Below are 21,828 nucleotides of genomic sequence, written 5' to 3' on the forward strand. Positions count from 1 at the left end.
TCTTGCTAATCTCAAGTAATGTTAACCACTTTACTTGCCTTCCTATAGCGTATCTTAAACCCACTCCATGCGGGTAATTCCCAGCGCTTTGGTGCGTCTTTTCGTGTTCCACGTGAGTGAGTAAGCTCAATGCTTTTGCCTTTAAAGTTGTAGCTTACATGAATTGCTAACTCTGGCAGTGACCATGTTAACGGAAACTTCTCGATAAACGGTTGCAACTCCCAAGCCTCTATTTCATTAAAACAGAGATCTTGTTCGTTAATAAGCTCAAGATCCTCATATGTTTCAATACCAAGATTCACAAGTTGATTGCTCAAAAAGGTATGCAGATCTGGCACAGATGCATCATGTCCATGAAACTGGTAATACAAAGCGCTGTAGTTAATCTCGGTTTCGATTTGACTCGCCAAACCAGGGAAAAGAGTATCATTTTGGATAAGAAATACTAAGGCTTTAATAACATCTGTTGGGTGCTCAATGGGCGCGGTTTGGTGGCCTAATACTATGTCACTATAATGGCTAACAAACTCCCCCCAAAGTGCGTCGTTGTCTATGTAGGCTGAGTGCAATTGCTGTTTACCTAAACCAATGTCGAGTAACTGTTTCTTGGTTAGCATAGCGTTACACATGGCAAGAGTCTTAGCCTGCTTAGTGCCTCTTCCTGCTAGTGAGAAAGTGTCTAAAACTAATAATGCTTCTGCATTTTCGGACACTCTAGTCTGGTTGGAAAGGAGCACTTCAGTGTGCCCGTTGTTAAAACCATTGCGGCGATTTTGCTTGCTGATGTATACCCAGTTAGGCATTAATTTAGCTAATTCAAGGATCAGTTTTTCATGGTCATAACTTGCCGCATTTTCTAATGCAGGTAAGGCAAAGGTTTCACGTAACAACGCGCTAAATTGTCTTGCTTCTTGCAACGCTTCGGGTTCAATATTAATGAGATCTTCAGTACGTCCTCTAAGTACTGCGATAGCAATTTCTATATCGGAGCCATGTTTAAATTGATTATTGACTCTAGTAAGGCGCTCGACATCATTCGGCAGTTGATATACCCGAGCAGGCACAGACAATACCGAAACCAAATCAACCGCGGCTTGGCGAAGCGTATTAGAACTCATCTGATGAATGATATAGCCAAACTCGAAGTCTACCGGAAGCGGATATAAACGCGCACCAAGCTCGGTCGCAATGCCATGCTTATCGATTGCTTCCAGTGCTAGTAGTTGCTGCTCTGCTATATCTAATGAGCGTTTTGGCAGTGGTTCGATAAAACTCAAAGACGAAATGCCTGTGGTTGCGCAGCCTGCTGCAAGTACCAACTCAGCCAATGACTCTCTTTGAATTTCAGGCGGAGTACTGGCTATTAACGGTGCGTATTGACCATACAACCGAATGCAAATTCCCGCCTGTGTACGTCCTGCACGTCCCAAACGTTGCTTCGCTGAGTCTTTGCCTATGGCATCTAAGCCGAGCACTGTTTTACCAAGGCGCAAGTGGGTGCGACGCTCTAGCCCGGAGTCGATTACGCAAGTGACGTTGGGAATAGTAAGTGAAGTTTCTGCCACATTTGTTGCAAGAATAATACGACGGGTGTTTTGCACCGTAAGCGCAATATATTGTGCCTCTGGGCTGCATCCACTATATAACCCTACAGCTATCACAGGTAAGGATTTTACCTTAGCTAGACAAGCTTGGATCTCAGCTTTACCTGGTAAAAAAACTAGAATGTCCCCTTGGCAATGCGTTAACGCATCTTGGCACGCACTAAAAACACGGCTATCCAGTTGCGCTTTATCGGGCATAGCTCGTGGCTCTGAGGCATGAAAATACTCTGCAACAGGGTAGAGTGACCCTTCGGACTCTAACACTGGCGCGTTCAAATAAGCCGCCAACTTTTGACTGTTTAGGGTTGCGGAAGTCACAATCAATTTGTGCGTTTGAGACTGTTTTAACAAAGCTAATAATAAGTCCATGTCCCAACGTCTTTCATGGAATTCATCTAGCATGACAACGCCAAAATCGGCAAGCTTATTGTCAAAAAACCACCTTAGTGCAACGCCAGGGGTGGCATAGATGACTTGCGAATCTGCTGAAAATTTGCCTTCAAATCGGATAGCAAACCCCACTTTTTCACCAAGTTGAGAATCACACTGTGCCGCGACATATTCAGCTAGGGAAGTACAGGCGATCCGTCTAGGTTCAACCACCAAAACTTTACCATGTTTGGTTGCCCAAAGTGGCAGCTGAGTTGACTTGCCAGAGCCTGTTGTAGCACATACAACAATCGCACTTTGTTCACTTAGCGTTTTAGTAAACTGAGGCTGTAAAGATTCAATAGGTAAAGACATAGCGGTTCATTTGCATTTTTTCGCCATAGTAACAAAGTTTGCTTGAAAAAGCGGGAGTCAGTACCAATTTATCTTTGCAGACTTATTCAACTTGAACTAGGAATAAGAAGTTATTATTTCTAGATTTAGGTTACTTTATAAAGGCCTACAGCCATGATAGAAATAGCGCTAATTGTTGGCCTTATTCTATTTGTTTCCTTGTATTGGAACTGGGAAAAAATTCAAAGAGTACGGTGGCAAAGAAAATACCAAGATCAAAGTCTAAGTGCGCCAGACAAACAGGTGCTGCTAAAGTACATGCCCATCTATCGCAATATGACAGATGCAGACCGCGAACAGCTAGAAAAACATATTATCTGGTTTCTTGGAGAAAAGCGCGTATTGGGTAGAGATGGGTTAAGGGTGTCACGAGCGATGAGTTTAATTATCGCAGCAGATGCTTGTTTACTGGTACTGAAGCAAAGTTGGCCACTGTATCCCAACGTAAAAGAAATACTGCTATACCCCAGTAGCTATTACGCGCCACAGACCTCAAGAGACGGTGCAGGTTTGGTTAGCTTTCACCAGACAGTACGCCAAGGGGAGTCTTGGCCTGGAGGTACGTTAGTACTGAGTTGGCACGATGTGCTTGAGGGCAATCGATTACCTGAAGATGGTCACAATTTGGTATTTCATGAATTCGCCCATCAACTTGACCAACAAACTGGTGCGACGAATGGAACTCCTACATTACCTATAGGAATGAGTTACCAAGAGTGGGGCAGGGTGCTATCAAAGGCTTACCAGCACTTAAAAATGCAGCTATCTTACAATATGCCTCATGCGATCCATTCATACGGTGCGACAAACGAAGCGGAGTTCTTTGCTGTGGTAACAGAAACATTTATTGAAAAACCGTATGAACTCAAACAGGAAAACCCAGAACTATACAATTTGCTGAAGGACTATTATCAGTTTGAGCCAAGAGATTGGCAGCGACATTAGCAGCAAATATGAAATAAAAAAACCGCTCAGTAGAGCGGTTTTTCTTAAGAGGTTCGATTAAGAAAAGCTTATTTCTTTTCTTTCGCGACGGTCTCTTCTTTGACCTTCAGAGCGGCGCTTATCACCACCACCACGAGGATCTTTGAAGCTACGCTTGCGATCTCTTGATTCTTCACCTCGGCCTTGGCCTTGATCGGCTGGGTGCGTGCTCTTAGTCATATTCATAGGGCGCTGACAAATGTGTACGCTCTTGAAGTGGCTAAGTACATCAGCTGGCATGTTCTGTGGTAACTGTACCGTGCTGTGCTCGTTGAACAGACGAATCTCACCGATGAACTTGCTTGAGATGTCCGCTTCGTTTGCGATAGCACCTACGATGTTCTTAACTTGAACACCATGCTCACGACCCACTTCAATACGGTAAGTATCCATAGGGCCTGCTGCGCGGTCACGGCTACGAGGTTTGCGTTCACCACGCTCACCACGGTTGCCATCTCTATCGCGGCGATCGCCACGACGGTCGTCACGCTCTCTACGTTCACGCTGCTGAATTTGAATTTCTTCAACTTTCAACGGTGTTTGTTTCTGTGCAAGACACAATAGCGCTGCGGCAAGGTCTTCTTGGCTCAGCTCTAGCTTTTGTGCAAGGCCAGATGCCACTTTTGAGAAAAACTCAATGTCTTTGTGTTCAAGCGCTGTAGAGATCTTAGTCTCTAATGCACCAATACGCTTTTCTTCAACTACTTTCGCACTTGGTAATTCTACCTGTGCGATATCAGAGCGCGTATGACGCATGATGTTCTTAAGTAAATAACGCTCGTTGTTCTTCACGAACAAGATTGCTTTACCTTGACGACCAGCACGGCCTGTACGACCAATACGGTGAACATAAGCTTCACAGTCTTGTGGGATATCGTAGTTAACAACAAGGCTTAGACGCTCTACGTCTAGACCACGTGCTGCAACGTCGGTTGCGATAACGATATCTAGTAAGCCGCTCTTAAGTCGGTCTACTGTGCGCTCACGCGCTTGTTGGTTCATGTCGCCGTTAAGCGGTGCAGCTGAAAAGCCTTCACGCTCAAGTAGCTCAGCAAGTTGAACCGTATCGTTACGTGTACGTACAAACACGATAGCGCCATCGTAATCTTCCGCTTCTAAGAAACGTACGATCGCTTTGTTTTTGTGTGCCGTTGCACGCCAGTAAACTTGCTCGATCGTTGATACTGTAGAGTTACGCGGCGTGATTTTAACTTGCTCAGCGTTATCTAAATATTTATTACAGATTGACTGGATCTGCTTAGGCATAGTTGCAGAGAACAAACAAGTTTGCTTCTCTTCAGGGGTTTTTTCCATGATGCTTTCAACATCATCGATAAAGCCCATGCGTAGCATTTCATCTGCTTCATCAAGTACAAGAGCATTTAGACCTGACAGGTCAATCGTCTTGCGGTTGATATGGTCAATTAAACGACCTGGTGTTGCCACAATAATTTGGGCACCACGGCGTAGAGCACTCAGCTGAATGCCATAGCTTTGACCACCATAAAGCGCTAACACTTCAACGCCTTTGGTATATTTAGCATATTGCTGGAATGCTTCAGCAACTTGAATAGCTAGCTCACGCGTTGGCGTAAGCACAAGGATCTGTGGTTGTTTAACGGATGCGTCTATTTGGTTTAACAATGGCAGTGCAAATGCTGCCGTTTTACCTGTACCCGTCTGCGCTAGTCCCAGTACGTCTTTTCTTTCTAGCAATAACGGTATACATTGAGCTTGGATCTCAGAAGGTGTTTTATATCCTTGCTCTTCGACTGCTTTTAAAATTGCAGGTGAAAGGTCTAAAGATTCAAACGTAACTGGTTCTGACATTAATGCGCCTCAACTATTTTAAAGAGGCGCGAATTGTACAGGAAAGATAAAACAAAAGCTTGCATAAATTCACACTATTTTATATGTGCCTGATATTGGTTAAAATTTAATCTGCTTGAGTTTAGGAAATTTACTGATATAGGCCTAAGTTAGCTTTTGCATAGGCTTCAAATTCGGTAAAGCCGCCGATATGATCTTGGTCGATAAAAATCTGAGGTACAGTAGGGCAAGGCTTGCCTGCTGATTTTTCAAGATCCGCTTTGCTCACACCTTCCTTAATAATGTCGACATAACGAAAATTAAAATCATCGCGTTCTTGTGTTAATCGCTCGGCAACTTCTTTAGCACGAACACAAAATGGACACCCCTCACGGCCAAAAATTACAGTAAACATATGCTTTCTCCTCTAAGTGAATGATTCTAGTATAGAGGAAACAAACTGAAGGTAAATCGTATTAAAGTGATAAAGCTAATCTAAAAAAACGATTAGCTCCGATAGACAGTTTTAATCAGGTGAAAACCAAACTTAGTTTTTATAGGGCCGTGTACTTCAAATAATGGTTTTTTGAATACTACATCGTCAAAGGCTTTAACCATGTCTCCTTTGTTGAATTCACCCAGATCACCACCGCGCTTTTTCGATGGGCAAAGAGAATACTGCTTTGCTAATTTGCCAAAATCGGCTCCTTTGGCAAGCTTGGCTTTTATAGCTAAACACTCTTTTTCGGTTTTTACTAGAATGTGGTAGGCGCACGCTTTAGGCATGAATAAACTCTCATTACAAAAATAAAAGCGATCATGCAGAGCTTATGCGCCTATGGCAAGTTAAAATGTTACGCTAAAGCCAATAGAAGGGCGCATTTCAAAGTCGTCGCTTTCTTCTTCTATATATAAGTCATTGACTGACTTAACTCTATCATAATCAAGATCGACGTAGGCGGTGTTATCTTGGCCATATGCATTCATCAACTCCAAGATGAGTTTGCCATCTAGGCCAAATAGCGTTGTTTTACGTTCAAAGCGAATATCTAGTCGGTGATAGGTATCAAAGCGTTCAGAGAATGGGTCACCGTATACTGGTAAATATCGGTCCGCAAAGTCAGGATTTTCTTTTACGCCAACAATAGGAGTATAAGCTTGGCCGCTACGAGCGGTAAAATTAAAGCCTCCAGACCATTTTTCACCAAATTCATAATGGAATACAGCGTTAAGAATAAAAGGTGTATCGGCATAGTAATCGCGTGTGATACCAGTGACTTCATCTTCACGTTCACTCTTGGCAAGACTAAGGGCAACCCAACCGTACCAGTCATCGGTTTTGTTTTTATTAACAATAAAGTCAACACCGTAAGCAGTACCCGAAGTACCATTGATATAATTTACACCCGATAGCGGAGCACTTTTAGGAAGGTCATCCATGGTTTTATAATAGCTCTCAATAGAGTATGACCATTCATTTTGAAGCTCTTGTTTAAATCCAAGGGTATAATGTGTGGAGCGCTGTGCTTCAAGCTCGGGGTTACCGATCACCGGTAAAATGTAACCTAGGTCCTGAATTCGGCTGTAGGTTCCTGCTTTGGCCGAGATAGTGGTGTTGTTATCAAAGAAGTAATTGAGCGCAACGCGGGGATGAACAATCGTTTCATCACTGTAGTCGTAGTATTCACCAACCAGTCCTAATTCGCTTTGCCATTTAGGCGAAAACTGCCAAACATGGTTCACACCAATAAAGGCTGAGTCAGTACCAGCGCTTGAACGGCCCTTAATTCTTTCGCCCTTAGTTAAGTCACAGTCTGGATCGAACTCAGTACAGATGTAATTAAAGGCGTCATATCGATAAGTGGACTTTTTGTCATAATAACCAGCGTCAGCAATTAACCGTTGCGCTTTGTTTAGCTTATAGCTGGCACGTATTTTATAGCTGAGCTGTTCTTCTTCAAAGTTTTCAAAGTAACCATCAGACAACGTTGCACGCTGGCCATAGCGCATGGTGGCTTGATGATTGAGATAACCCACACCGGCACGAATGTGTAAATCTTTTGCGTAATGATCCCACAATATGTTTTGGCTGCTAAACTTACGAATATAGCGGGCATCGCCCTGATATTCTGGAGTTTTAAGCGCAAGATCAGAAGTGCCAGAAAATCCAGCTGCGACGGAATCTTCTGCGCCATTGATATTTATCGTCAGAGCGTTATTTGCATCAATATCCCAAAGCCACTTGGCTTGGTAATCGTGATCATCCGGTGGATCGTTGATGAACACTCCCGTTGGTTCCCCATCTTCGTCTTCAATTTCTTCACCATCACTGAAAAAAAGCGGTAAGGTGCTCTTGCGTGCAGAAAGATAAAAAGCGGTGTTTTCTGTTGCTTGACCCTCAACAAACACACCTGCGTTAAACATAGTAAGGTCGACTGTGGTGGCAATGTCTTGATATTTGGGGTTACGTAATGTGACATCAAAAACTGCACCTGTAGCATTGCTATAACTTGTACCAAAGCCTGCGGAGTTTAACTGAAAGTCCTGAATGGTATTGCGGTTGAAGATAGAGCTGCCAAAGTCATGGAAGATATATCCGGCAGGCATAAAATCTACTTCGAAGATATTGTCATCAGGCGAAGAACCCCGCACGGCTGGCGCACCCATTGAACCGCCAGCGGCAACGACACCTGGCAAGGCAAAAGCTGCCCTCAGTGGGTCGCCCATCGCCCCCGGCATGTCTACGAGCTTTTGCGCGTCTTCAGTTATCTCGGAAATGACAGAGCTACGTTTGTAGATAACTTCTATATGTTCAATATCTTTCTCGTTTGCTAGTACGTGAGTGGTAACTGTACCGCAGAGTACAAGCAATGCGAACTTGCTCAGTGTAAATTGGGGAGCGTGGTGCATGGTCGGTTTCCTATTCATCCTTTATTCAGATGTGCGCTAGCCTATAGGAAATAGGTGTTGATTAATTTCAGAGAGTTGTAAATAACTGTAAGCTTTTTCGGGACTTTTTTACAATCTGGCTCTTAAGCCAACCTCTGTTGAGTAACCCATTGAGCGTCCCGTGATGGTAAAGTTCTCATCGAGCACGTAATAGGTTGGGTAAGCTTTAACTTTGTATGCTTGAGCGATGCTTTTATTACCGAGCAAGACAGGCATGGTTAATTGTAGCGAGTTGGCAAACTCCGATACAGCTTCACTTGAGTCATAATCTAACGCGATGGCAACTGCGTTAACTTTACCTTGTTGGTGTAGTTTATCTATGTTTGGCATGCTTAACTTACAAACGCTGCACCAAGGCGCAAAAAAATAAACCACACTTTGTTGTCCTCTGAGTTGAATGGAAGAATAGGTTTGATTGGAGTCTAAGATTGGTAAGTGAAATGATGGCGCTACTTGATCCTGTGAATCCGAAAGCATATTTCGCTCTTGAAAGGCCGACACTACAAAAAACACTAGCGCAATGATGGCGACTTGGCCGATAAATTTGAGCATAAAAACAGGTCCATGATGCACTTTAGTTGATTAACGAATTATTTATCCCGAGTTTGGGTTAAATAATAAAGACCGCAGTGTAGCGATCTTTATTGCAATGGATCAATGCTTTTGTGTTAGCAAAAAGGGTTGTCGCCAAGGTAACGTTTTGCTTTTTGATCTTTTAATTTTGCCAAGTCAACTAAAACCAAACCATCGATACAGTTGTTGAAGTCAGGGTCTATGCTAAAGCTTAAGAAGTTAACCCCTTGTTCTTCACAGAGCTCTGTATATTGCTTAAACAAGGTTGGTACTTGTGCGCCCATATTGGCAAGAATATGCTTAAGCTCGGCAAAGTCTTCTTTGACATCGTTGCCACGAAACATCTGTTGATAACGACTGAGTTGCTCATTACTGAGTTTCATTTCGTTGTTGGGAGTGGCGACACCAGCTAGGTTAGAGAAGTAATGTTGGTAGTGATAAACCAGCATCGCTTTAGCTTCGTCTGGCAATGCGTTTGACAGGCTCACAGCACCAAACATATAACGGTGCTCTGGGTAGCGCTTAACAAATGCACCGATCCCATACCAAAGGTAATCTAGACTTTTACGTCCCCAATACTTGGGTTGTACAAAGCTGCGTCCAAGCTCTAGGCCTTTTTCAAAAAACGGAGCCATAGCTTCACTGTATGAAAATAGACTATCGGTATAAAGGCCAGCTTGTCCATGCTCTTCGATTACTTGTTTAGCACTGGCTAAGCGATAAGCCCCGACTAATTCAAGCTGCTTTGTATCCCACAGTAAGAGGTGATGATAGTGCATGTCGTATTTGTCTATATCACGGCGGTTGCCGCTGCCTTCGCCTACCGCTCTAAACGCGATTTCTCTTAAGCGGCCAAGCTCTCTAAAGATTACCGAGCTGCCAGTATACTGATAGACATATATCTGCATTCCATCTGGGGTTTCACCAATACACTCACAGGCTTCTACCGCTTTTTTTAGTTCTTTACGATTTTCAGGCACTGCAATCGGTGTTTGGGTTTTTAGGGGGAGGGGCTTTTTGCTCGCTAATCGGTAAAGTTGTTTGCGGATCAGTGCGACAATTTCTTTGTCTTTAAGATTGTCAATGAGGTAAGACTCAGGTGGAATACTGGCGCCAATTTCAAACTCAAGTGACTTCTGTCTTTGTTTGAACATTTCTTTAACCAATAACAAACTGGCAAGTGGCTTGTAGATCATACTGGTGCCATAAAAAAGCGGGCTGTTTTTGGCTTTAATAAAAATGGGTAAAATAGGGCAATTGGCTTTTTTCGCTATTCTAAAAAAGCCCGAGTTCCACTTACAATCTTTGATCCCCGTAGGGCTTAAACGCGAGACTTCTCCCGCAGGAAAGATAAGTAATGCGCCTTCCGCTTTTAGGTGTTTGTGGATATTTGCCAGTTCTTGCTTTTTACTGGCACCTGAGAGGTTATCTACGGGTAACAAAAGCGGGTGCATAGGGGTTACAGACATCAGCATGCGGTTGGCAACGACTTTTAAGTCTGGCCTTACTTGGGCAAGTACTTTTATTAAGGCTAGGGCATCCAAAGAGCCGATAGGGTGATTTGCGACAATCACCACAGGCCCCTCACTGGGGATATGCTCAATTTGTTTTGGTTTAAAGCGAGCATCAAAATCTAGCTCATCCAATACCTGTTCAACAAATTCAAGCCCTTCCAAATGCGGGTAAGTATCGGCAAATGCTACAAACTCTTGCTCGTGTAACAAATACCCCAATCCTTTTTTAACTAAACCTTTTACCTTAGGGGAGTTTTCAAGTTGCGGAAGATTTGCTTCAATGACTTTATCTACACTGATCATTTTTCATCACCTGTTGGCGCTTTTTTGCAAGAGTAGAAACTATTCATGACATGCATGTTGCATTGGTGTGTCATTTATCTTGCAGTGATAGAACGCGCCATAAATAAAGGAACAATATGGCTTTACTTATTTGTGTAACAGGGCGTAATAACGACAAGTTAATCGCCAAATTGACAGCGCTATTACCAGAACAAACCATACTGGAATGGCCGTTAGATGACCCAACTCAACTAGAAAAGGTTGAGTTTGTTCTGGCATGGAATGCACCACAGTTCTTATGGGAACAGCTTCCTAACTTAAAGGTGGTGCACTCTTATGGCGCAGGTGTTGACAGTATCCCTATCCACCTTTTACCTGAGCATGTAGAAGTGGCGCGCATCGTTGATCCAAACTTAGCGGATGACATGGCAGAGTATGTGTTAGGCCATATTCTTAGCCATAAACTCAGAGTACGGGAGTATCAACAGAATCAAACAGCACAGGTATGGAAGCCAAAGCGCGCTAACGCTGGCCGTACCGTTGGGATTATGGGCATGGGTCAATTAGGGCTTGCCGTTGCGAATAAACTTATTATTAACCGTTTCACAGTGAAAGGCTGGTCTAATTCAGCTAAACAGCTGGATAATATCGCGCACTTTAGTGGTGAAACAGAGCTTAGCGCTTTTTTACAGGATTTGGATTACCTTGTTTGCCTTTTACCATTGACTGAGCAAACTCAAGGTATGTTGGATGCAACTATTTTTGCTGCAGCGCCTTCGCATTGTGTATTAATTAATGTCGCCCGTGGCCGCCACTTAAATGAAGCAGATTTATTAAGTGCATTAGCTAACGAGTCTTTTGGGGGGGCAATTTTGGATGTATTTGAAACGGAGCCGTTACCTATTGAGCATGGCTTTTGGTTGCACCCCAAAATTACGATTACACCCCATGTTGCGGCATTAACGAGTTTAAGCACGGCAGCTGAGCAAATTGCTAACAATTTTATCGCAATGAGAAACAGCCAAGCGCTGAGTCATACTGTAAAAAAACACCAAGGGTATTAATTAAAAATCAATTGATTAGATAGAGCTGCTAAAAATCATAAGATGATTACACAGTAAAGCACTGTATAAAAAAACATCTTGAGTGTTTATGAACGATGCATTAATTTAACAAAAAAACAATAACAAAAAAGGTCTATCCCATGAAGCAAAGTCAAGGTGGCGCGAAATTATCACTCGTTGTCGTTTCGGTTATTTTGTTAGGTGTGTCTGCTTGGTTTAATCAAGCCGGTGCAAGCGAGCTTCAGGGGGAAACCTCAATCGCTGTTAGTAATACCAATTGAATTATTTCTGTGCTCCAAATAGCGCATTTACTTAATACATTTGGTATCAATAGCCGAGTTAATACTCGGCTTTTTTGTATTTTAGCGCTTTGCGTGGCGCTCTCTATTTTCCTGCTTCTTTTCTTCACTTTTTTTCAGCAGCACATAGGTCGAGCCACTGCCACCATGACATTTAAGTGCAGAATGAAAGGCGAGGACTTGGGGCATCTCTTGTAACCACTTATTGGTGTAACTTTTAAGTACGGCGGGAAATGGCTTACTTTTTAAACCAATTCCGTGTCTTAACAGTAGGACTCTAATACTTTTGCTATGACAGTCTACGACAAAGTCGAATAAAGCTTTTCGTGCCTCTCTGAAAGGCTTGCCATGCAAATCTAAGGTAGCATCAATTTGATACTTGCCGAGCCTGAGGTTTTTATAGACGCCATCTTGCACACCACTTTGCTTAAATGCCAGCAAATCATGTGGGTCTAGTAGCTCAACATACTCGGTAGATAAGTAGTTAGGATCAAAATCAAGCTCTTGTTCTGCCGCTTCTCGTTTAGCGAGTTGCGAAATGGTTGGTTCGTTCTTTTGGCGGCGTAATTGCGCTTTGTTATCTTGGGCGATAGGAGTGACGTCGCCCATCGAAGCTAAAAATAGCTCTTCATCAGTCATGGCCATACTGCTTCTCCATTAACAAGCAATGATAGCCATGATTTTAGCGCACCGAATTGGATTAGGGAACTAGTCGCTAGGAACTAGTTTATGAGAACTAGTGAACTTCCAGTTGACCAAACGTGTAGACTTTGAATAGATAAAATGTATTTATCAAAATCAGGCTAAGGTTAGAAATCACACTGGTATTCATCAGATCAAGGCTAAACGAGATAAAAAGTACGCCACATGCGCACACAGCAGCTACTCTTAGTAGCGTTTTATGGTTAATAAAAAAGGCACCGAAACCTAGCGTTAATAATACTAAGTTAAGTAACCAGTCGAGCTCGCTTGCCATTGTCTGTTTGGTTCTCCAAAGCTGTTTAAAGGAGCGCCATTATGGTGATCATTTATCCTTCATTCAACTGATAAATTTTATTGTTTTCAGATTAGAAATTTTAATGGATTAATGGTGGCTGAATAGTTATGTTGAGTGAAGTGCATAAGTTGCGGAAAAACCAAAATCAAGCGAAATACTTGATCTCACTGGCTGCGCGCGGAATCGGTATATTGCTATGATTTTAGTGAAAAATTTTATAAATCAGCGCAGATTAAGCAATGCATATCTATAATTAATAATAGATTCATAAATTCTCGTGAGATCCGCATAGCGGGATAACAAAAAGCTTTAGGCGACAAAAAATAATTAAGGAAAGGCAATGAAAATGCTCAAGTACTACCTGCTTGCAAGTTTTTGTTTGGCAGCGCTCACAATTTACAGTGTTGGCTCTTGGTTAATGCTACCTTTAGCATGGTTCACCGTCTCTATTTCTTTGGTCACTTTCGCATACGCCAGTAACTATCCACATATATTCAGAAAACACGGCACGGGTAAAATCCCTTGGTACATTACCTGGCTTTTTTGGCCCTATTTAGGTTGTGTTCATCTTTATAATGCCATTGAGCGAGGAAGAGATGTTGTTGATACGTTCCAACCGCTAACGGAAGACCTGTTTGTTGCTTGTCGCCTGTTTCCGAGCGATGTTGATATGTTAAAGGCTGAAGGAATTGAAGCTATTTTGGATGTTACTGCCGAGTTTGATGGCTTAAATTGGTCGGCTGAGCAGCAAGGGCTACATTACTTGAATATTCCCGTACTTGACCATCAAACGCCGACACCTGAGCAGTTGGCTCATGGTATGGCTTGGATAGCAGCCCAACATCAGCTCGGCCGTAAAGTGGTTGTTCATTGTGCACTTGGTCGAGGCCGGTCGGTATTTTTCTGTACAGCTTATTTGCTCGCCACGCATCCAGAATATACAGTGCGAGAGGCGTTGGAGAAAATTCAAAATAGACGTGAAACGGCTAGGTTAAACAAACAGCAACTCAAGGGGTTAACCAAGCTACACCATAGTCAATCGTTTACCCATAGCGCCAAGGCCGCTTTAGTGATCAATCCTGTGGCTGGGGCAAGTAAATGGTCGGAGTATGAGAATGATATTATCGGCATGCTCACAGAAAAGTATGACTTGTCGATCTGTTTTACAGAAAAAGACACCGATGTCGCAAAGCTTGCGGAGCAAGTCGTATCCAAAACGCAGCCGGATATTATTATTGCAGGGGGAGGAGATGGCACATTAGCCAGCGTGGCTCATGGTGTGTATCAACAAGATATTCTATTTGGTATTCTGCCTTTGGGTACAGCCAACTCTCTAGCAACGGTTTTACTCGGTTCTATGTCAAAGTTAGATCCGATCAACCGTGCCTGTGAAGCTATTTTGGCAGGTAAAGCCAAACCTATCGATATAATGAACTGTAATGGCAGAACAGCTTTGTTAGTTGCGGCTATTGGCTTCGGACAAGAGATGATTGAAAGGGCTGACCGAGAAGAAAAGAACAACTCTGGTCAACTGGCTTATATTCGAGGCTTATGGGAAGCCGTAAATGAGAATAAACCACTTGAATTTACAGTAAGTTTTGATGGTGCTGCACAAACACAGATAGAATGTGTTAGTCTGGTTGTAGCGAATGCAGCACCAAAAACGACCATACTAGCTCAAGGCCATGGTGAACCGGTATATGATGACGGTAAGTTGGATATTACCATTTTACCTGTTGAAGCCAAAGGTAATCAAAGCTTTACGGTAGCAGAGCTAATATTACCTAAATTAGAAGACAAACCATCTAATATTCGTACTGAACGATGTGAAAAAATATCGATAGCGTTTGAACAAACACAACATTTTGCCTTAGATGGTGAGGTGCTCAGTGCAAAAAATATTGAAATAACGATCCAAAAACATGCACTAAACGTAATGGTCCCAAATTATATCCATTAGCCAGCTGGTGCTTTGCCAATAAGCGGTTGCTGAAAGGGGATAGGGTTGTATTACGGTGATGTATTACTGTGCAATAGCGATTTAAACATCAAGGCGGAAATGAACTTGTTGTAATGAGAGAGGGACTCAGTTGAAAACCGTATTATTAGTAGACGACGATCAAGACTTTGCAGAGTTGGCATGTCGGATCATTGAATACCTTGGCCACGACGCCTGCTTGGCGATTGATTTAGCATCGGCGAGACAGTGGCTAGACACGCAAAAATTTGATCATATTTTCCTAGACTTTATGCTACCTGACGGCAGTGGTTTGCATCTTGTGGATGAAATTAGAGCTTCGGGAAATCAAACACCAATTACTATGGTTACGGGACATCCGTCGGTCAAATCGGCCTTATCGCAATTATGTCATGATGGTTTAACTTACTTGACTAAACCCGTCGACGCCGATGACTTTAGAAGCGCCTTAAGTCCATCAAAACAAAAAGCCAAGACGACCACGGAAACTCCAGCTCACTTTGGGGTATTGTTAGGTGAGTCTGCAAAGATGAAGCACCTATATAAGATGATCGAAAGGGTATCTGGTACTGATGCCAATGTGATGCTGATGGGCGAAAGCGGTGTCGGTAAAGAAATGTTTGCTCGCGCAATCCACAACGCAAGTCAAGTCAAAGGAGATTTGGTGAACGTAAACTGCGGTGCCATACCTAAAGATCTCATTGGCAGTGAATTATTTGGTCATGAAAAGGGAGCCTTCACGGGAGCAAACGCGCAAAAGGTTGGGGTGTTTGAGCAAGCTGAAAATGGAACTTTGTTTCTCGATGAATTAACCGAAATGCCAATTGAACAGCAGCCTAACCTGTTGCGTGTCCTTGAAACGCAGACAGTTACGCGAGTTGGTGGCACAAAACCCATTAAAGTCAATTGTAGAGTGATTTCAGCAACTAACCGCAGCGTAGAAGACATTGCGGCAAATGATGTGTTGCGTGAAGATATTTACTTTCGATTGGCAGTCTTTCCTATTCATATTCCACCGCTTAGGGAACGCAAAGAGGATATTCCACTGCTTGCCGAACACTTTTTGCAGGGGTTGAATAAAAAGGGTAATAGCCAGTATGTTATCAAAGATACAGACATGAATCGTTTGCTTGAATATGACTGGCCAGGTAACGTGAGGGAGCTCAAACATACCATTCATCGTGCCTATATTATGGCTGATCATGATGAGCAGAACTTAGTATTCGATGCTAATTTTGCCTCTCCGTTTGCCCAAGCAAAACGTATGCTTGAGCATGCTCAGTCAAATCCAGTGGCAATGCCTGCGAAGGTTGGCGGAGCGGTAAACTCTGTGCAGGTGCCAACACCAGAAATGAAGCCAGGGAAGACCATAGAAGAAGTAGAAAGAGAATTGATCTATCAAACATTAGAATCTGTAGATGGGAATAAAACCTTAGCGGCAAGAATGTTAGGGATCAGTACTAAAACGCTTTATAACCGATTAAACGCTTATGAGGGAGAAGTATCATCGTAATTTCAAAGGGGGAAAGATGAAACAAGCCGAGCGAGATGCACTCGCCAAGTTAGTTCATGATGCACGCAAACCTTTAAATCAAATTTCAATGAACGCTGAGCTAATTAAGCTTATGGCCGAACAGCCAGATTCAGAACAGCAGATAGTTGATATCGCCAATACAATTATTAGTGCAACCAAAGAGTGCAGCGCATTATTACAAACGCTGGTGGAGCAAGGAAATGATGAGTGAACAATGAATCAGCGTTTAGTTATTTTATGAATATCAGTAACAAGCTAAATTTTATCTGGTTTGCGGTCGTGGTGAGTGTTGGCTTAGTCGCGTCTAATGCAATGATTGGCTTTAATAACGTCAAAGAGCTCAACCAAGTCCAAGCAAGTATTCGCAATACCAGTGAAGTGATGATGTCTTTGGATCAGCTGCACATTGCAATGCTGAATGCTGAAGCTGGTCAGCGAGCGTTTTTAATATCAAACCAAGAAGGTGATTTAGCACCGTTTAAAAAAGCCTTACAAAATCTAGATAGCAGCCTACAAAACGTTGCGCAAAGCCACTCTGAAAGCGATTTACAGCAGCAAAAAATAAATCAATATGTTGAAGGTGTGAAAGCGCGCTTTAAAACGTTGCAAAGCACCGTGATCGTCGCCCGTAATGCCAATAGTATTAATGAAGCTCGGTTGTTAGAGCGAGCAACAGACTCCGGTGGAGACTTAAGGGAAGCGTTTACGCAAATTATGGCCGCTGAGGTGGACATTAGAACGATACAGTTAAATCAGCTCAAGCGAGTACGTAAAGAAGCACAAATGAATATTGTGGTGTTTACTTTGCTCAGTGCAGTGATGATTTTTGCAATTCTAGTGCTGCTTATTGTCAATTTACGCAGTGCAAAACGCGCAAAGAATGAGCTTGAGCAAGCTAACGACCACCTCGAAGAAAAGGTAAAAGCCCGTACAGAGGCATTGGAACATTATGCCGAAGAACTAAACAGAAGTAACCGAGAGCTAGAAGACTTTGCGTTTGTCGCCTCTCACGATCTGCAAGAGCCGTTACGGAAAATTCGGGCATTTGGCGATCGAATAGAAAAAAACTACGGTGAGCATATAGATGACAAAGGGAAAGACTACTTGGTTCGTATGACAGGTGCAGCGCAACGGATGTCGACCTTGATAACAGATTTGTTGGAACTATCACGAGTCACAACGAGAGCGAAGCCTTTCGAGCAGCAAGATCTTAACCAAGTTTTGCAATTTGTATTGGATGACCTTGAGATTGCCTTAAAAGACAGTAATGCCAACATCAATACGGCTCCACTACCGACGATAAAATGTGATGCAAGCCAGATACACCAATTGTTTTTAAATCTGCTTTCAAACGCAATTAAATTTAGAGTTGAAGGGCGGCAACCGGTTATCGATATCTCTGTTGAGCACAGCGAGTTAATGGGGCAAGAGGCTTTCACATTTGTTGTTGCGGATAATGGCGTTGGTTTTGATACTGAATACGCAGAGAAAATATTCTCGCCTTTTCAAAGGCTTCACGATAGAAAAAAATACGCTGGAACTGGGATTGGGCTAACTGTGTGTCGCCGCATTGTGGAAAGACACAGCGGGGTGATCTCAGCGACCAGCGAAAAAGGCAAAGGGGCGACATTCACCATTACCTTGCCCATTGAGCCAACACCAATAATTCAGGAATTGAAAAATGAACTATAGAAAATCCCAGCCGATCCAAATCTTGATGGCGGATGATGATGAAGATGATCGCCTCTTGGCACAAGATGCACTCGAGGAAAGTCGAGTATTAAATGCATTTCAGTTTGTAAAAGACGGTGTTGAGCTATTGGAATACCTTAGAAATGAAGGCGAATTTTCAGATGCTCAGCGATATCCAAGACCTAATTTAATTCTACTCGACTTAAACATGCCAAGAATGGACGGCAGAGAGGCATTGCAGGAAATTAAAAAAGACCCGAGTTTGCGCTCTATCCCTGTGGTTATCTTAACGACTTCAAAAGAAGAAGAAGATAAGCTCAGAGGGTATGATTCTGGTGCTGCGTCGTATATTACCAAACCGGTTGATTTCGATGGCTTAGTTGAGCTAATGAAAAATTTAGGCAAATACTGGATTGAAATCGTAGAGTTGCCAAACTAACTAGGTTAACTAATCGCGCTTATACACTTCAAGTATGGAGGTCAGTATGACGAAGGAGTCGATCAGCGAAGTCAATGTACTATTGATTGAAGATGACGAAGACGACTATATTCTAACTTTAGATTATTTACAGTCGATCCCTAACTTTAGCTTCAATTTGGTTTGGCAAAGCCAGTACGATCAAGCATTAACAGCATTAGAGAGTAACCGCTTTGACCTTTGCTTACTAGACTATCAATTAGGCCCTCAAACTGGGTTGAGTGTACTTAAAGCCGCAAGAGCGAGAGATGTGCACACACCTATTATCATGTTAACTGGGCAATCAGATGAACTATTAGACAACGAAGCGTTAAAGGCTGGAGCCGAAGATTTTGTACTAAAATCTGAAATTAGCAGTGCGCGGTTTATTCGCTCTATTCGTTATGCTTTAGCGCGTAAAGAGTTAGAGCGCGAACGTCTCGAACGACTACGTGTTGAATCGGATAGCCGAGCTAAAGACCGCTTCCTTGCACACTTAAGTCATGAGCTCAGAACGCCGCTGACCTCTATTCTTGGCTATACAAATTTACTGCTTTCTCGGGAAGAGTTGCAGAATGTTAAGCCTGAACTATCAATTATTAATAATAACAGTGAACACTTGCTCAACTTGTTGAATGATGTACTCGATCTTTCGAAGTTGAACGAAAACCGACTGCAACTGAATAAAGATAAAATTTGCCTAAATAGTTTTTTAAGTGATCTATATAGCTTGTTTAAAATGGCAGCGGCTAAAAAGGGGTTAAGCTTTAGCATAGAAGCTAAAACACCGTTACCGCAAACCGTGAGTATAGATAAAACGCGATTAAAACAGATACTAATCAACATTATTTATAACGCCATCAAATTCACCAGTTCCGGCTTTGTAAAAGTAGAGATAAAGCTAAAAACAGATACTCAATTACAATTTATCGTTATCGATACGGGAATAGGTATACCCAGTGAAAAACTCAAACGGATCTTCAAGCCTTTTGAGCAAGTTCAACATGTTACTACACGCAGCGATGAGGGAGCAGGGCTTGGCTTGGCGATAAGCTCAGCTTTGATCAAGCTTATGGGGGGAGAGTTATCGGTTGAATCGGTTCTCGGTGAGGGCAGTCAGTTTGGCTTTTGTATTGAACTCGACGAAGTGAATGCCGAAAGTTTAGCGCCCCTAACGCTAGATAAAACACAAGACACCAGTGATAGCTCATTGCCTAGCGATCTACACGGCCATATTCTTATTGTTGAAGATATCAGTGAAATCCAGCTTTTATTGCGCACCTTGATTGGACAAACGGGAGCAACTGCTGATATAGCCAATGACGGTGTTGAAGCGCTTGAGATGCTAGCGCAACATCCTGACAAATATCATTTGGTATTTATGGACTTACATATGCCAAGAATGGATGGTCGTGACACTATCGTAGCGCTTAGAGAGCGGGCCTTGCGCTTGCCGGTTGTTGCATTGACGGCAGCGGCACAAAAAGGCACTAAGGAAGAACTGGTGGCGCTAGGCTTTAACGATATGATGAGCAAGCCTGTTAATGTTGCAGAGCTTGGGCGTTGTTTAAAGCATTATTTAAGTGAAGAGCTGGTCGTACCAACACAGGTCGAGTCGCAGTCTTCGGGCAGCCTCAACTTTTTAGTCGTTGAAGATGACAGTGATACACGTAATTTACTTAAACTATTACTTAACTCTCTCGAGGTTAGCGTAGTCACAGCTGAATGCGCTCAAAGCTGCTGGCAGCAATTTAAAGGGACGCAACACTTTGATGCTATTTTGTTAGACATTGGCTTGCCTGATAAGTCTGGTTTACTCTTAGCAAAAGAGATAAAAGCAGAAAGGCCAGAGCAACATATTGTTATTGCGAGTGGTTTCGACCCAGAGCCAGAAAAGCTTGCTGAATCTCAAGTTGACGATGTGCTATTAAAACCAATAACGCTAATGGACTTGAAAGAAATAAAGCAAAAGCTGCTATAAAATGAATGCGCTAAAGTAGCTCAAGGGTTAAATAATACCTTGAGCTATTCGTTGCAGCATCACGACCTTTCTCAGTGCGCCAAAGCGCCCAAATTTGGCACTAAGTACACCAAATAAAAACATAAAGCCAACGCCCTGAGGCGAACTCATTGCTCCGGTAAATACTTTCTTGGCTTTAGTTTGGGTTAGTCGATTGAGCTGCTGTGCATCGATTAACTTTCTTTTTTCAGTCACGACTTCTTGTTGTAGCTTGTCTGTAATAAATTCAGCTAGCTTTGTCATTTTTGGCCTCCGACTTTGCAATAGGGATGTAAAACCCGGAAGTGAGATCATTGATGCTGTTATTAAATAGCCTGAGTCCTGTGACAATCAAGTAATAGATTATGGCGACATTGATGGTCAGCACTATGCCTGCAGAAATGAACCAACTCAACCCAGCATAGGTGAGGGCATAGGCAAATAAAATGTGCAGGCTAGCCCATACCATTGCGGTTAAAAGCAATGAAAAAAATATCAGGCCAAGTGCCACACACAAGGTTTTTAGATTTGCTCTGCACTTTGCGCCGAGTAAGTTAAGCTGAGCTTCGAAAATGTGTTGATAACTAGTAAATAAGAGAGAAACTGAGTCTTTAAGCTCAGCGAGCGCTGGGGTGCGCTCGTGAGCCGTCGCTCTATTACCTCTTGCTTGAGCTTGGTTTTGCATGGTTATTTATTCCTTAACAGCATTGTAGCCAACATACCGAGTGAAAATGCGATACCAGCCGTTTTAACCGGATTTTCTACCGCATACTTCTTAACGCCTGAGGTATTCCAAGCTTGCTCCCACTCTTTACGTTTAGCACCCATGGCTTCACTTGAGTGATGTCCTTTTTCTCTAAGTGCCGTTTCGGTTTGAGAAGCCGAAGCATGGAGAGAATCTACTGAAGCGTGCAAAGAATCTGCTATTTGGTCAGTCACAGGGTGACTTGAGTCGTGACCATTACCTTTAGATTTTGCAGTATTTGAAGCCTGCGTCTGATTTGTTTGATTACTCATAAAGAACTCCTTGTTTACTTGGTTCAAAATAATATGTGCAAATGGTTTGCCAACTAAAAATCCATTGATTATCAATAGGTTAGTGTTTTATTCAAAATAAGGTAAGTAGATGTGATACAGAGGATGTAAAAGTTACAAAGCAGAAACTACATGGAAGCGACTAATATTCAGGTTGTGGCTCGAAGCAACAAGGCAAAAGCGAGGGCGTGTTTAGAAACAATCGAAGGTATTAATGCAATGCATACAAAAAAGGCGCTATCAAAGGTGATAGCGCCGAAACCGGACTCTTTATG

At 42.7% G+C, this 21,828-nt stretch carries 21 protein-coding genes; 9 read left to right on the forward strand and 12 right to left on the reverse strand.

The window, feature by feature from the left end; all coding sequences use genetic code 11:
- Window positions 1-11: 11 nt before the first annotated feature.
- Window positions 12-2,348 carry a DEAD/DEAH box helicase gene (locus CEX98_RS14985; RefSeq protein ID WP_099642855.1) on the reverse strand — a complete coding sequence of 779 codons (2,337 nt, stop codon included), beginning with the start codon at window positions 2,346-2,348 and terminating at the stop codon, window positions 12-14.
- Window positions 2,349-2,501: 153 nt separating this feature from the next.
- Here CEX98_RS14985 and CEX98_RS14990 point away from each other — a divergent pair, with 153 nt between their 5' ends.
- Window positions 2,502-3,332, forward strand: coding sequence for a M90 family metallopeptidase (locus CEX98_RS14990; RefSeq protein WP_099642856.1), 831 nt, complete (start codon window positions 2,502-2,504; stop codon window positions 3,330-3,332).
- 57 nt (window positions 3,333-3,389) lie between these two features.
- On the opposite strand, the gene CEX98_RS14995 is transcribed toward CEX98_RS14990, so the two are convergent.
- From CEX98_RS14995 to CEX98_RS15020, 6 genes are all read right to left on the reverse strand, one after another.
- Window positions 3,390-5,201, reverse strand: a complete 1,812-nt coding sequence (locus tag CEX98_RS14995) for a DEAD/DEAH box helicase (RefSeq protein WP_099642857.1) — start codon at window positions 5,199-5,201, stop codon at window positions 3,390-3,392.
- Window positions 5,202-5,331: 130 nt separating this feature from the next.
- The gene (locus tag CEX98_RS15000; protein ID WP_010378880.1) at window positions 5,332-5,595 is read right to left on the reverse strand and encodes a GrxA family glutaredoxin; all 264 of its coding nucleotides are present in this window, start codon (window positions 5,593-5,595) and stop codon (window positions 5,332-5,334) included.
- A 92-nt stretch (window positions 5,596-5,687) separates the two neighbouring features.
- Window positions 5,688-5,966 carry a peptidylprolyl isomerase gene (locus CEX98_RS15005; RefSeq protein WP_099642858.1) on the reverse strand — a complete coding sequence of 93 codons (279 nt, stop codon included), beginning with the start codon at window positions 5,964-5,966 and terminating at the stop codon, window positions 5,688-5,690.
- Between the two features lie 60 nt (window positions 5,967-6,026).
- Entirely contained in the window at window positions 6,027-8,090 is a 2,064-nt protein-coding gene (locus CEX98_RS15010; protein ID WP_099642859.1) for a TonB-dependent receptor plug domain-containing protein, read from the reverse strand.
- Between the two features lie 108 nt (window positions 8,091-8,198).
- The gene (locus CEX98_RS15015; protein WP_099642860.1) at window positions 8,199-8,681 is read right to left on the reverse strand and encodes a TlpA family protein disulfide reductase; all 483 of its coding nucleotides are present in this window, start codon (window positions 8,679-8,681) and stop codon (window positions 8,199-8,201) included.
- A 116-nt stretch (window positions 8,682-8,797) separates the two neighbouring features.
- Complete coding sequence (locus CEX98_RS15020) at window positions 8,798-10,519, reverse strand: GNAT family N-acyltransferase (protein WP_099642861.1); 1,722 nt, start codon at window positions 10,517-10,519, stop codon at window positions 8,798-8,800.
- A 116-nt stretch (window positions 10,520-10,635) separates the two neighbouring features.
- Between CEX98_RS15020 and CEX98_RS15025 the strand changes: the two genes are divergently transcribed.
- Together CEX98_RS15025 and CEX98_RS22905 are read left to right on the forward strand one after the other, a co-directional pair.
- On the forward strand, window positions 10,636-11,562 hold the full coding sequence (locus tag CEX98_RS15025; protein ID WP_099642862.1) for a 2-hydroxyacid dehydrogenase: 927 nt from the start codon (window positions 10,636-10,638) through the stop codon (window positions 11,560-11,562).
- Window positions 11,563-11,702: 140 nt separating this feature from the next.
- Window positions 11,703-11,843 (forward strand): hypothetical protein, encoded by a 141-nt coding sequence (locus CEX98_RS22905; protein ID WP_172439782.1) that lies wholly within the window; start codon window positions 11,703-11,705, stop codon window positions 11,841-11,843.
- A gap of 81 nt (window positions 11,844-11,924) precedes the next feature.
- Here the strand turns inward: CEX98_RS22905 and smrA are convergent, their stop codons facing one another.
- Entirely contained in the window at window positions 11,925-12,506 is a 582-nt protein-coding gene (gene smrA, locus CEX98_RS15030) for a DNA endonuclease SmrA (protein WP_099642863.1), read from the reverse strand.
- 91 nt (window positions 12,507-12,597) lie between these two features.
- Window positions 12,598-12,837, reverse strand: coding sequence for a hypothetical protein (locus CEX98_RS15035; protein WP_099642864.1), 240 nt, complete (start codon window positions 12,835-12,837; stop codon window positions 12,598-12,600).
- A gap of 361 nt (window positions 12,838-13,198) precedes the next feature.
- Here CEX98_RS15035 and CEX98_RS15040 point away from each other — a divergent pair, with 361 nt between their 5' ends.
- The 6 genes from CEX98_RS15040 to CEX98_RS15065 all read left to right on the forward strand — a co-directional run bounded on the left by CEX98_RS15040 (window position 13,199) and on the right by CEX98_RS15065 (window position 20,500).
- Window positions 13,199-14,818, forward strand: a complete 1,620-nt coding sequence (locus CEX98_RS15040; protein WP_099642865.1) for a diacylglycerol kinase family protein — start codon at window positions 13,199-13,201, stop codon at window positions 14,816-14,818.
- Between the two features lie 130 nt (window positions 14,819-14,948).
- On the forward strand, window positions 14,949-16,349 hold the full coding sequence (locus CEX98_RS15045; protein WP_099642866.1) for a sigma-54-dependent transcriptional regulator: 1,401 nt from the start codon (window positions 14,949-14,951) through the stop codon (window positions 16,347-16,349).
- A 16-nt stretch (window positions 16,350-16,365) separates the two neighbouring features.
- On the forward strand, window positions 16,366-16,581 hold the full coding sequence (locus CEX98_RS15050; protein ID WP_099642867.1) for a histidine kinase dimerization/phospho-acceptor domain-containing protein: 216 nt from the start codon (window positions 16,366-16,368) through the stop codon (window positions 16,579-16,581).
- Window positions 16,578-18,062, forward strand: a complete 1,485-nt coding sequence (locus tag CEX98_RS15055) for a sensor histidine kinase (protein ID WP_099642868.1) — start codon at window positions 16,578-16,580, stop codon at window positions 18,060-18,062. The genes CEX98_RS15050 and CEX98_RS15055 overlap by 4 nt, the downstream gene beginning before the upstream one ends.
- Window positions 18,052-18,501 (forward strand): response regulator, encoded by a 450-nt coding sequence (locus CEX98_RS15060; RefSeq protein WP_099642869.1) that lies wholly within the window; start codon window positions 18,052-18,054, stop codon window positions 18,499-18,501. The genes CEX98_RS15055 and CEX98_RS15060 overlap by 11 nt, the downstream gene beginning before the upstream one ends.
- Window positions 18,502-18,547: 46 nt before the next feature.
- Window positions 18,548-20,500: a response regulator gene (locus CEX98_RS15065; RefSeq protein ID WP_099642870.1), complete on the forward strand. Its 1,953-nt coding sequence runs from the start codon at window positions 18,548-18,550 to the stop codon at window positions 20,498-20,500.
- A gap of 27 nt (window positions 20,501-20,527) precedes the next feature.
- Here the strand turns inward: CEX98_RS15065 and CEX98_RS15070 are convergent, their stop codons facing one another.
- The 3 genes from CEX98_RS15070 to CEX98_RS15080 are packed head-to-tail and all read right to left on the reverse strand — an operon-like array spanning window position 20,528 to window position 21,535.
- Window positions 20,528-20,782, reverse strand: a complete 255-nt coding sequence (locus CEX98_RS15070; protein ID WP_099642871.1) for a hypothetical protein — start codon at window positions 20,780-20,782, stop codon at window positions 20,528-20,530.
- On the reverse strand, window positions 20,766-21,203 hold the full coding sequence (locus tag CEX98_RS15075; protein ID WP_099642872.1) for a hypothetical protein: 438 nt from the start codon (window positions 21,201-21,203) through the stop codon (window positions 20,766-20,768). The genes CEX98_RS15070 and CEX98_RS15075 overlap by 17 nt, the downstream gene beginning before the upstream one ends.
- Window positions 21,204-21,205: 2 nt before the next feature.
- The gene (locus CEX98_RS15080; protein ID WP_099642873.1) at window positions 21,206-21,535 is read right to left on the reverse strand and encodes a hypothetical protein; all 330 of its coding nucleotides are present in this window, start codon (window positions 21,533-21,535) and stop codon (window positions 21,206-21,208) included.
- Between the last annotated feature and the right edge of the window lie 293 nt (window positions 21,536-21,828).

The organism is Pseudoalteromonas piscicida (assembly GCF_002744175.1).
In the GTDB taxonomy this organism is placed as follows: Bacteria; Pseudomonadota; Gammaproteobacteria; order Enterobacterales; family Alteromonadaceae; genus Pseudoalteromonas; species Pseudoalteromonas piscicida_B.